The following is a 12,561-nucleotide window of genomic DNA, read 5'->3' on the forward strand; positions in this document are numbered from 1 at the left end:
ACACATTATATTTACATAATATCAATTAAATCCAATTTTGCATGTTTCGTAGGATTTCAATGGCTGTGATATGTATTTTGGTCATTTCGCTGGGAAAGAGCACTTATGGCCAGATCGGTTCAGGTGATGTGGATGGCAGGGTAAATACTATCAATACGGCCGTTCCTTTTCTCCGTATATCCCCAGATGCCCGTAGCGGCGCCATGGGGGATGTCGGGGTTGCTATTTCCCCTGATGCCAATTCTGTTTACTGGAACCTATCCAAGCTTCCTTTTGCCACCAAAAAAGCAGGGGTTTCCGTAACATATACCCCTTGGTTGAAAGAATTAGTGGACGATGTGTTCCTGGCAACCTTGAGCGGGTATACACAACTGGACGAGTACCAAGCTATCGGTGGATCGCTTCGATATTTTTCGTTGGGTAATATCAACTTTACGGATATTACCGGGCAATCTACCGGGGAATACCGCCCGCGTGAATTTGCTTTAGATGCCGGGTACGCCAGGAAATTATCAGATAATTGGTCGATCGGTTTAACAGCCCGTTATATTTACTCCAACCTTGCCAGCGGGCAAAATTCCAGTGGGCAAACAATCCGCCCGGGTAAATCTTTCGCGGTCGATATTTCTACCTTCTACACGAAGGATTTTGAAAGGGAAGATGGATATTATAACAGGTTCAACTTCGGTGCTGCCATTACGAATATCGGCACTAAAATATCTTACACGCAATCGGCTCTTCAGAAAGACTTTATCCCGACAAATCTCGGCGTAGGCGTAGCTTATACTTATCAGATTGATGATTTGAATAAAATCACGGGAGCTTTCGATGTCAACAAATTATTGGTACCGACACCTGATTCCAGCCGTAGTTATTTAGACAAATCAGTATTAGAAGGTATGTTTTCTTCTTTCGGTGATGCTTCCTTCTCGGAAGAATTACATGAATTGATGTTTTCCTTCGGAGCGGAATATTGGTATAATGATATGTTTGCAGTAAGGGGTGGTTATTATAATGAACATGCCACGAAGGGTAACCGTAAATATTTTACCACCGGCCTAGGGGTTAAATATGATATCTTCGGTTTGAACTTTTCTTACCTGGTGCCCACGGGTGGAGGAACGCAAAGGAATCCTTTATCCAATACCTTGCGCTTTACCCTCACTTTTGATCTCGGTAATAACGACCAATAATAGCAATTTAGATAATAAAATTCTTTGTATAAAATCCTCCCGCTTGAGAAAGTAGGGAGGATTTATATTTTACTTGTTGCCCTATAAACTGTAAGTTTGGGTATTGTCTTAGAAAAATTAGTATTGACACCATGAGTAAATTAAGGATTGGCCTCGGCGTAGATTTTCACCAATTGGTTGAAGGTAGGGAGTTTTGGTTAGGCGGCATCTTGATCCCGCACGATAGGGGCGCTTTAGGGCACAGCGATGCTGATGTTTTATTACATGCCATTTGTGATGCCATGCTGGGAGCAGCGGCCCTAGGCGATATCGGCACCCATTTTCCGGATACGGATATGGCATTCAAAGATATCGACAGTAAAATCTTGTTGCAAAAAACGATGGCGCTCATTGAAGCCAAGGGGTACCAAGTTGTAAATATCGATGCCACCCTCTGTTTGCAGGCGCCAAAGATCAAGCCTTATGTTCCTGAAATGCAGGCAATTATTGCACAATTTACCAAGCTGACTACCGGGGAAGTTTCAATTAAGGCAACCACTACCGAAAAATTGGGCTTCGTGGGCCGGGAAGAAGGCGTAGTTGCATACGCAAACGTGCTTTTAGAAAAAGTCTGAACCCACATTTTATCAAAACATTGACAGGATAATTTATTCATTCTCAACTTTCAAAAGTATCTTTGTTTCCATGTCTGGAATTACGCTGAAAATCATCAACGAATCAAATAACCCTATGCCGGAATATGCCACCGCGGAGGCTGCCGGCATGGATTTAAGAGCACATTTAGATAAGCCTATCATCTTGCAATCCATGGAAAGAACGCTGGTACCTACCGGCTTATTCATGGAGATACCTTCGGGATATGAAGCGCAGATCCGCCCGAGAAGCGGTTTGGCCATCAAGCAAGGATTAACCTTGTTAAATACTCCCGGCACGATTGATGCTGATTATAGGGGTGAAGTAAAGATCATCATGATAAACTTGTCCAAAGAACCGCAAACGATACAACCCGGCGACAGGATAGCACAGATGATTATCGCACCTTTTATCCAGGCAGATATTGAAAGGGTGACCGTACTTTCCGAAACTGCCAGGGGAACCGGGGGCTTCGGCCATACCGGGAAATCATAATTTATTCATGCGTAGCACCACCATCTTAATATTAACCATAGCCATGGGCCTGATTGCTTGTAAAACCAACCAGGTGCCTACCGCTACCGTGCAACCATACCAGGTTAAAGATCCTTCGGTGCTTACGCAAAGGGCTGATAGCTTGTTTTTTGCCGCCCAACGTTCCAAGATGCTGGGCGATTACAGGACTGCCATTACCCAATATTCTGATTACCTGAAGCTGGATCGTTATAATCCTACCGTTTATTACGAGTTAGCCAGGCTCTTGGTGGAAATAAAAAACCCGGTGGTAGCACTTAGCTTCGCGAGGGTGGCCGTAAAGATGGAACCGGAAAACCGCTGGTTCCAAAATACATTGGCGGATGCGTATGTACTGAATGAGATGTACGATAGCGCAGCCGTGGTATTTGATTACCTGAGTAAGAACTACGAGAATAACGAGGACTACTTATTCAATAAAGCGATCTTTTTGGCGCAGGCCAACAAACCCAGGGAAGCTATTGCCGTTTACGATACACTCGAAAAGAAAGTAGGCGTCGTGGAAGAGATCATTATGCAAAAGCAAAAATTGTATCTCCGGGTCAATGATGTTGGCAATGCTACCAAGGAAATCAAAAAATTAATTGATAGCAATCCACTCGAATTAAGATATTATATACTCCTGGCTGAAGTGTATGAAGCTAATAACTATCATACTGAAGCCAGGGAATATTATAACATGGTATTGGATAGGGATGCTTACAATCCCAGGGCATTAATTGCCCTCGCCAAGATGGCAGAACGCGAAGGGAAACATTACCTGTTTTGGGATTACCTGCAATGTGCCTTCCTAAGTCCCGATTATAATATCGATGAAAAAGTAGCCTATGTATACCCATATTTACAAATGGGTACGCAGGATACGGTGAAGTTACACGAAGGGATCTTATTGGCGGAATTAGTGGCCAGGACACATCCCGGGGAAGCTAAGGCATATGCCTTGCTGGGAGATATTTATACGCAAGCGGCGATGGATGAAAACGCTATTGCAGCATACAACCATGCCGTAGCATTAGATAGTACCAAGTTCCCGGTGTGGTACCAGTTGATGTACCTCTATTCCAAGAAAGACAATCCAGACTCCTTGCTATTAACAAGTAGCCAGGTGATGAAATTATTCCCTTCGGAATTTATGGGTTATTATTTCAATGGATTAGCTAATTATTTCAAGCAGGACTATGGCACAGCCGCCCAAGTATTGAACCGGTCCGTGGGCTTATCCAACGTGGAAAGTCGTTTGAAGGCAGATGTTTACAGCTTGCTAGGAGATATCTACCATGCTACCGGGCAAAATGTCAAATCCGATTCTTGTTATGAATTGGTGCTGAACATACGGCCAAGGGATCACCTCGTCATGAATAATTATAGTTATTATTTATCCTTGCGGGGGGAGAACCTTGAAAAGGCGGCCAAACTATCAAGGCAAAGTTTAGAATTACAACCGGACAGCCCGGTATATCAAGATACATATGCATGGATATTGTTTAGGCAGGGAAAATTCAGCGAAGCGAGAACATGGATTGAAAAAGCATTACTACATCCGGATGCACAACAAGATCCAGATGTATTAGAACATTACGGGGATATACTGTATAATTTAAAAGAAGTCGAGAAGGCCGTGGAATATTGGCAGTTAGCGAAATCCAAGGGAGCCAACTCTCAAGGTCTTGCCAGGAAAATAGCGGAGAAAAGATACATTCACCCCTCTACTTTCCTGGGAAAAGAATAAACAACAGCACTATACCGACAGAGAATTTTATAATTGAAAATGAAGCAGAACGTAGTATTACTATTTTTCGTAGCAATGGCAAGCTTGATGATTGTTTCATGCCGATCATCCAAAAAAATATCCAGGTCTGATACGGGATTCCCAACAAAAGACTCAACCGGCTTGAAACCGGGCGATAGCGCATGGGTAGATCCCGAATTAGCGCAAGCAATTCTCTCCAAGATCCGTAGCCGTGCCATCGACTTCAAAACTTATTCAGCAAAACTCAAAGCGGACTATCAAACGGATAAAGGTGAATCTATGAATAACCTTACCGTGGATATTAATATTATCAAGGACAGCCTAATCTGGATGTCGGTAAACGTCAGCATATTCGGGGAAGTAGCCCGCCTTAAAATTACACCCGACAGCCTGCAAGCGGTTGACAGGTATCATAAGGTGATGTATTTGAGGGATATGGAGAATGCGCAAGATGTACTAGGTATTCCTTTCGATTTCGGCACGATCCAGGATTTACTTGTAGGGAATCCTGTATTCTTATCCGATTCTATTACCAAGATAGTGACAACCAGCTCCCTGATCTCTTTCAATAGTGTTCAAAATGGCTTCAATAGCCTTTTTAACGTTTATGCCGATGATTACGGTTTGCAACAGAGCCGTGTTACCAGCACCGACAGCCTGGGCACGGAGCGTTCCTGCGAGCTCACATACGGCAACTATAAAGAAGTAGATGGTTACCAATTGCCATTTACGAGGCGCGTCTTCGTTGAAGACAAGCACCTTGTGAAAGTAGCGTTGAATTTCGTACGCGTGGAGTTGAACAAGGAAAAGGTGACTACAAGCTTTAACTTTCCGAGGAATAAATTCAAACAAGGATAGTTGTATTAACAATCTATTTAGCATCACAGCGTTTAATGTTATAATTTAGATTGTATCTTTAATAATATTGAACTAAAACAGGCTTTATATATACCATGACGCAATTCAATAAGTGGATTACCATTCTTTTCATCCTGATCATTAGCTCGGGAGGCGCTATTTATGCTCAAAATACCCAGCAGTCAAGGGAAGAATTGGAAAAACGGAAACGCGAATTGCAACTGGAAATAGAAGAAGCTAGCAAAGCGCTAAAAAACACTAAAAAATCTTCCAGGGAAAGCCTGGCGCAACTCCGCGTATTAAAAAATAAAATCGAGCTGAGATCCAAGCTAATAAACAATATCAACTCTGAAATCAACTTTATCAACGGGGATATCAACAAGGCACAAAGAGATATCAAAACCCTTGAAAGAGATCTCGATACATTGAAAAAACAATATGCCGACCTCATCGTGTATGCTTATAAAAACAGGAGCTCTTACGCGATGCTCAACTTTGTTTTCAGTGCTGAAAGCTTTAACGATGCCGTGAAAAGGTATGAATACCTGCGCCAATACCGTGAATATCGCCGTAGGCAGGCCGGGACTATCGTTGAAACCCAGGAGCAATTGCAAACAAAAATCGAAAATCTCAAAAATCAGAAGGATAAGCGTTCCCTTACACTTAAAACGGAGCAGGAACAAAGGAATACATTAGAAAAAGATAAAGAAGAGAAAGACGTTGTTTTCAATAAACTTAAAGCCAGGGAAAAAGAATTAACGGCAGACCTTAATAAAAAGAAAAAAGATGCGGCCAAAGTTCAGGCCGCCGTAAGGGCCGTGATCCGCCGGGAAATTGAAGAGGCCAGGAAAAAAGCCGCCGCGGAAGAACTTGCCAGGAAGAAAGCTGCGGAAGCAGAAAGAAAACGCAAAGAAGAAGCAGCTAAAAAACTGGCAGCCCAGAAAGCTGCTGATAATAAATCGAACGAGGCCAATAATACCACCGTGGCTGCCAATCCCCCTGCCAAAGAAGCCGCACCGGAAAAACCTGTAGACGATGATAAACCCACGAGGAGCATTAACGTATTAGAAGCTACACCTGAAGCATTAGCGCTGTCTGAAAACTTTGAAGCGAATAAAGGGAAACTTCCATGGCCTGTTGCTAATGGAGTGATTACAGGCTTCTTCGGTAGACACCGCCACCCTGTTATTGAAACTATCTGGATGAATAATGATGGATTGATTATAGCAACTCCTAAAAACGAGCCGGTAAGAGCTGTGTTCAACGGTGTTGTCGTAAACGTGTATTCCGCTGCCGGTGTAGGTTTCGCGGTATTGATCAATCACGGGAAATATTTCACTAACTACGTTCACTTACAATCGCTCCGCGTTAAGAAAGGCGATAAGGTTACCACGGGAACCATCCTCGGCACGGCCTTGACAAACGAAGATAATACCGGGGAAATAGAGTTCCAGGTTTGGAGGGATATCAATTTACAAAATCCCCAACCTTGGATTTTACCTAAATAATCCGGGCGTAGTATTTAAGATACAAAACTCAATAAATTCATTATAATTTTGCTATGAATGCACAACCCCGGCTTGTTTTCCGGGGTTGTAGCTGGTTCCGAGCCTGGAACTTACCGCAGACTGCGATGGAATGTTTATATCTTTAAAGCCGTTCCATGTTCCCCAAACTAACGATTGCTTCTAACAACATTTCGCCGCTAAGCTGGGTGCTAGTGTCTGTATTCGTTACCTTTTTAGACCAATTTGCGCCGAATATGACTCCCGGCTGCGATGTGCCTTGCAACCAAAGTACAAGGGCATTATGTAACAAGAAACCTCCAAATAATTTCATGTCGGCTTCAGCGATATTTCCATCCTTGATTAATAAGACCAGGTTCCTCACCAATATTCCTTTAAATAATCCACCATCACCGCCACCTTCGTCTTTTAGTATGCCATTTTTTGTGATATCGGCAGATAAAGAATGGTGGGCCGTTTTCAGCGCATCCTTTATATATCCCTCATCCCCGGTAATTTTATACAGTTCAACACCGGAGCCGATAAATACGCCCTGGTTATAAGTAAACTTCCAATCCTTATTGGTTCCCCCGGCATCCAACCCATCCCAAACCAAGCCGGTTGCGGGATCTACTAATTGATCCTTTTGCCACCGGTATATTTTTTTTGCCCAAGCCAGTTCAGCAGGATTATGATCAAGCTGGTATAACCTGGCTGCGATTATACAGGCGGGAGCATTTGCAGGGGTATTTTTATTTTTCCTTTCCTTATTCCAAAAAAATCCTCCACCCCAAGTATCATCCCAACCGGTCTTGATATCAATCCACAATAAATCGGCTATATCCTTGTATTTTTTATCCCCGGTAGCTTCAAATGCACGGATGCAAGCCAATGCCATCCATTCCATATCATCATAATAATCTATGATATAAGAATTTCCATTTTGAATATACATCCCGGAAACCAGTTCATCCATATATTTTTTCACGGACTTCTTTTTGGTGCGGATATAAACGTCCGTCAACACATCCAGGGCATGTGCATTCCTCCAGTAATGAAATTTTTTACCACCGCTATTGTTTTCATTAAAATAGTGTCCCCCGGTGTTATAAAAATTTTGAATCAGCGATTGATACGCGGCATCCGCATTTTTAGTCCAATTTTCTTTATTGCCGGGTAACTCCCCGGGCTGCCGTTTTCCAGCAAAAAATATGGCCATTGTGAAAAAAAACTGTACGAATAAGTTCATAAGCGCTATTTTAATTTGGAGGAAAGAATCCTGTTGACAAGTAGCCCTTAATATAAAAATTCATATTAATAAAATTTAAAGAATTATCATTGTTGTCCGGTTAAAATTGATTCATGCTTTGCTGTATTCCTTGCCAGTTATGGAATACCAGCTAAGGGTGATATGTTCTACATACAGGGTAGCTCCCCCCAAGAAAACAAGAATGCTCCGCTCTGTTGATAGCGAACGAAAGCCTGGTGATACAGTAGTACAAAAGCTCCTTCGGGCGATCTAATTGGCGGCCGTAATGGCCAATTTGTGCCCTTTTTTGTACTTTTTTGGGCAAGCAAAAAAGTACAAAAAAGGGGCAGTCGGGCATTGAGTCGAACCTTTAACGGGGATCGTGGTTCTTCCACATTGAAAATTTAGTCGGACAACAATGAAGAATTATGATAAATTGTATCTATGGCAACAGGGAATCAATCATAATATTTTGAATTAATTTCAATCATAAGCCAGTACATTTGCAGCAGAGAAATTTAGAGAATCACACGCATTATTTGTTTTCCTATGCTAACGAAACATCTTAAACTAATTGCCTTCGCGGGCTTTATTACCTTGGGTTTTACTTTTTCCAATTGCCGGAATAATCCCGCAAAGCAAAACGATCAAGATCATGTTGACCATGTTGAAGATGCCGACACCCTCAATACATCGGCTGTTTACCAGGATTGTAGTTTTGATACGAGCAGCTATCAACCTACTACGGTGAAACTCCTAACCTACGACGAAGGATGGAAAATTCATTGGGATCAAGATGACAAGGTCGCAACCGTGGCCATCAATGCTACCGATACCTTGCAATTACATATAGGGGGTTGCGATCATTATCAATACCGTGCAAGCTATATCACATCTCCCGACAAATTTGTCGATACCACCTTCCTGCTTACAAAAGCGAAATGGGTTGCCGAAAATTTTTTCGATAACGGATTGGAAGCCGCATTTGGAAATGCCATTGCACAGGGAGAATATGACCTTTCTCAAAGTACACCCGGCCAATGGCTGCATTATGACTTAAAAGCGAATGACTCCTGGGAAGAAAATGTTGTTTGCGAAGGGATCGATTTTAATTTAATTAATAATCAAACTACGATCACGCTAAGCGGGTACCTTAACTAACTTTTTTTTAATTGTTGCCCGGCTAAAAATGCTTTAAATTTACTTGAATTCCTTACCTGGTCAAGGATATAAGCGAAGGATGATATATTCACCCCCGCCAAGAGAACCCTGGAACCCCACCGTTGATAGCGAACAGCAGCTTGGCCATACAGTAGTACAAAAGCTAGATCGAGCGATCAAATTGGTGGCCGTGATGGCCAATTTGTGCCCTTTATTTGTACTTTTTTTGGACAAGCAAAAAAGTACAAGAAACGAGCAGATGAACATTGAATCGAACTATTGAGGGATCAAATTGCTCCCCGGTTAAAATTTAGTCCGACAATAATGATAAAATATCTTTATATGGTCGCCTTACGGTGGCCATTTTTTATATACGGAATTCTTAATATTATCTATTATTTTGTCAATGCATTTCGTACTATAATGAACAATACCCGGTTCATTTCCGGACATATTTTGAGCCAACCATATTATAATTAATTGAAAATCAATATAGAAATATTTTGGTATACTTTTTTAAAACATAACTGGGTAGTCATATTCATTCAATAATATCAGTATGTGGAAACAATACCTTTCTATCACTTGGCGTAAACTTCGTATACAACGTTTGTATAGTATTGTAAATCTCGCGGGGTTAACGATTGGATTAGTAGCTTGTTGGTGTATATGCCTGTATATTTATGATGAATTAAAGTATGATAAATTTTATCCCAAAGCCGACAGGATCTTCCGATTGGTAAGTCATCAATCTTGGCCTAAAGGAGCCCTGCACCTTGCTACAACTTCAGCACCATTTGCAGGGGCAATCATGCAAGACTATCCCGAAGTTGAAAATACAACCCGTTTTTCAACCGAGGGAGGAGGCATAGTGAAAGTTGATGAAAACCAGGTGCCCATAGATGGTATTTATTTTACAGACTCCAGCGTGTTCAAGGTTTTCGACTACCCCTTGTTATATGGTAATCCAGCTACAGCTTTGTCACGACCCAACACTATTGTTCTTACAGAATCATTAGCTGTACAACTTTTCGGGAATGCCGGCCATGCCATTGATCAAACCTTGCAAATAGATGAACAAGAACTAACGGTGACCGGTGTTATGAAAGACATTCCGGAGCAAAGCCACTTGAAGTTCAAAGCCCTAAGGTCCTGGCCGGTTACTAATGATCCAAACAGTTGGCTATACTTTGATATTTATACCTACCTATTGCTACATGAAGGTTCACATCTTGAAAACCAGTTGAGCAGTTTTTACCCTAAGTATTTAGCTGGCAAGATGGAAGTAAATTCATTCCGGTTCGAGCTGCAACCGATCACGTCCATACATTTAAATTCACATTTGGATTATGAATTAAGCGCTAACGGGAATTTTAAAACGATCTATATTTTTTCCTTTATAGCATTCTTAATATTGATCATTGCATGTATCAATTATATCAATATCAGCACCGCGAAAGCAGGCGTAAGGATGAAGGAAATAGGAGTAAGGAAATCGCTGGGCTCAGGAAGCTTACAATTAACACAAATGTTTTTGTTGGAATCTTTTATGGTAACAACATTTGCCGCTTTATTGGCTATTGCTTCGCTCTATTTTGTACTGCCGTCTTTTAACCAGTTAACTGGAAAAAACATAAGGCTAGATGATATTGCCACCAACAAGCTGGCGCTAGCCGTGCTTGGCTTCATTGTTGTAGTCGGCGCTACCGCGGGCATATTCCCGGCGCTCTTACTTGCCAAAACAAAGGCGATACGCGCTTTGCAAGAAATATCTAAGTTCAAAAGTTATTCTTCTTATACCCGTAAGAGCTTGGTAGTATTTCAATTTTCAACAGCAATAATCCTAATTACAATTTCGGCTATAGTAGCGCTACAAATGCGTTATGTTAATAAAACTAACCTGGGATTTAACAAGGAAAGCAGCTTGGTTTTCCACATTCAAAGTATGCAGGTACGGAAAAATATCGATGCATTGAAGACCGAATTAGCCAAGGCTTCTTTTATAAAATCCGTGGCTGCATCCAGCAATGCTATCGGTACCAACTTCCTTGGCAGCATGGGTTATTCGGGGCAACTGGATGATGGTAGTTATTCTCCAAATATCATAGCGAATGATTTATATGTAGATGAAAATTTCCTTCAAACGCTGGATATACAGTTGTTGAAGGGCAGAAACTTCGACCTGCAATCCGGCGATCTTGAACATGGCATTATCATCAATGAAACCTTTGCCAAAAAATTAGGCATCAAAGACCCGGTCGGTAAAATTATCCGTTACCAAACTGATTCTAAGGGAACACTGACCCAGCGGCAGATCACCGGGGTGATAAAGGATTTCCATGTTTACTCTTTACAACATAGCATTATTCCATTAGCGCTGAAGCTGCCCATGTCGAGGGAAATGGAGGATAATATATTCGTGAAATTTGAAGCCGGGCATGCCACGGAAGCTATTGATTATATTAAATCAGTTTATAAGAAATTTGATTCTTATCCTTTGGATGTGCATTTTGTAAATGAAAATTTTGCGGCACATTATAAGAAAGAACAGCAACAGGGATCCGTATTACTTACTTTCACTTTTTTAGCCGTTTTCATTGCATGCTTAGGGCTGTTCGGGTTAGCTGCCTTTATGGCTGAACAGCGAACAAAAGAAATCGGCGTGAGAAAAGTTTTGGGCGCTACCACTTATCAAATCGTATGGATGATGTCTATAGACTTTTTGAAACTTGTACTCATTGCTGCTTTAATCGCAATTCCATTGGCATGGTGGGGCGGGTTTTCATGGCTATTAAATTTTGCTTACCATGTAAAAATCCATTGGTGGCTATTTGTATTATCCGGATTCTTGGCAGGTATAATTGCATTCGTAACAATCGGTTTCCAGGCTGTTAAAAGCGCTAAAGCAAATCCTGCCAAAAGTTTACGCACGCAATAAAATTATAGAAGTATTAATTCTTTAGGCGATACGGGAAATACGGACCGGGATTACTATTCCGGCCAATCCAACAGCCCGAAGTCGGTCACTAAACGGCATATTTTATCATCCTTATCAAAACCGACATAGGATTGGTAAGTGCCATCGCCCCAACCAGTAGTGAAATAAATCACGTTATTATTCTTGTTGTTCCATACGGCCCATGAACGGGTATCGGCGTAGTTTTTATCCAATAAATCGCTGATTGTATCCAAAGCTGTAGGATCATTTTCGTAAAAATTGGCAAATGCTTCATGACCGGAGGTGTCCATGAAACTGCCAACACCCGAGTCAACAGGATAGCCGAAAATAATACCGTTCTCGATGCTTTCAGGATCTTGCCCTTCAACCAAGGCATATTCCCAGCGTACCGGCGATTGTTCATTGAATTTAATACGGGCAAACCCTACCCTTTCATCATCAGAAACCTTGGCAATAGCCAATTCTACAGGGAATTCCCCCTTGGGAAAAGTAATCGTAAAAGCTTCATCAGCCTCTAGTGTTAAAGCATCACAAGCGATAATCTTGCCGTCAAATACGTGGATATTACCTACCGTATGCAAATAGAAATTATACAAATCATCCTCTTCATCCGTGTAAGTAAAGCTCCCCGAAAAAGCTTCTTCCAAGTAAACCGGGTATTTTACGGTATCCATATCATATCATTATTAAACAAATGTAAGGAAAGCAAGGACGAGTTA

Annotated in this window: 10 protein-coding genes; 8 read left to right on the forward strand and 2 right to left on the reverse strand. The window is 41.6% G+C overall.

Translation table 11 applies throughout. From position 1 onward, the window contains the following. Positions 1-41: 41 nt before the first annotated feature. From porV to COR50_RS02980, 6 genes are all read left to right on the forward strand, one after another. Positions 42-1,193 (forward strand): type IX secretion system outer membrane channel protein PorV, encoded by a 1,152-nt coding sequence (gene porV / locus COR50_RS02955; RefSeq protein ID WP_198405764.1) that lies wholly within the window; start codon positions 42-44, stop codon positions 1,191-1,193. 131 nt (positions 1,194-1,324) lie between these two features. Beyond that, the gene (gene ispF / locus COR50_RS02960) at positions 1,325-1,807 is read left to right on the forward strand and encodes a 2-C-methyl-D-erythritol 2,4-cyclodiphosphate synthase (RefSeq protein ID WP_098192599.1); all 483 of its coding nucleotides are present in this window, start codon (positions 1,325-1,327) and stop codon (positions 1,805-1,807) included. 70 nt (positions 1,808-1,877) lie between these two features. Further along, the gene (gene dut, locus COR50_RS02965) at positions 1,878-2,321 is read left to right on the forward strand and encodes a dUTP diphosphatase (RefSeq protein WP_198405765.1); all 444 of its coding nucleotides are present in this window, start codon (positions 1,878-1,880) and stop codon (positions 2,319-2,321) included. Between the two features lie 7 nt (positions 2,322-2,328). After that, complete coding sequence (locus COR50_RS02970; protein ID WP_098192600.1) at positions 2,329-4,089, forward strand: tetratricopeptide repeat protein; 1,761 nt, start codon at positions 2,329-2,331, stop codon at positions 4,087-4,089. A 39-nt stretch (positions 4,090-4,128) separates the two neighbouring features. Then, complete coding sequence (locus COR50_RS02975) at positions 4,129-4,968, forward strand: DUF4292 domain-containing protein (protein WP_098192601.1); 840 nt, start codon at positions 4,129-4,131, stop codon at positions 4,966-4,968. 95 nt (positions 4,969-5,063) lie between these two features. Next, entirely contained in the window at positions 5,064-6,476 is a 1,413-nt protein-coding gene (locus tag COR50_RS02980) for a murein hydrolase activator EnvC family protein (protein WP_098192602.1), read from the forward strand. Between the two features lie 142 nt (positions 6,477-6,618). On the opposite strand, the gene COR50_RS02985 is transcribed toward COR50_RS02980, so the two are convergent. Next, positions 6,619-7,722, reverse strand: a complete 1,104-nt coding sequence (locus COR50_RS02985; protein ID WP_098192603.1) for a glycoside hydrolase family 76 protein — start codon at positions 7,720-7,722, stop codon at positions 6,619-6,621. Positions 7,723-8,271: 549 nt separating this feature from the next. Here COR50_RS02985 and COR50_RS02990 point away from each other — a divergent pair. Together COR50_RS02990 and COR50_RS03000 are read left to right on the forward strand one after the other, a co-directional pair. Next, the gene (locus COR50_RS02990) at positions 8,272-8,883 is read left to right on the forward strand and encodes a hypothetical protein (RefSeq protein WP_098192604.1); all 612 of its coding nucleotides are present in this window, start codon (positions 8,272-8,274) and stop codon (positions 8,881-8,883) included. A gap of 559 nt (positions 8,884-9,442) precedes the next feature. Continuing rightward, the gene (locus COR50_RS03000; protein WP_098192606.1) at positions 9,443-11,821 is read left to right on the forward strand and encodes an ABC transporter permease; all 2,379 of its coding nucleotides are present in this window, start codon (positions 9,443-9,445) and stop codon (positions 11,819-11,821) included. A 53-nt stretch (positions 11,822-11,874) separates the two neighbouring features. Here the strand turns inward: COR50_RS03000 and COR50_RS03005 are convergent, their stop codons facing one another. Then, the gene (locus COR50_RS03005; protein WP_098192607.1) at positions 11,875-12,516 is read right to left on the reverse strand and encodes a DUF4241 domain-containing protein; all 642 of its coding nucleotides are present in this window, start codon (positions 12,514-12,516) and stop codon (positions 11,875-11,877) included. Positions 12,517-12,561: the final 45 nt, after the last annotated feature.

This window comes from Chitinophaga caeni (assembly GCF_002557795.1).
Lineage (GTDB): Bacteria > Bacteroidota > Bacteroidia > Chitinophagales > Chitinophagaceae > Chitinophaga > Chitinophaga caeni.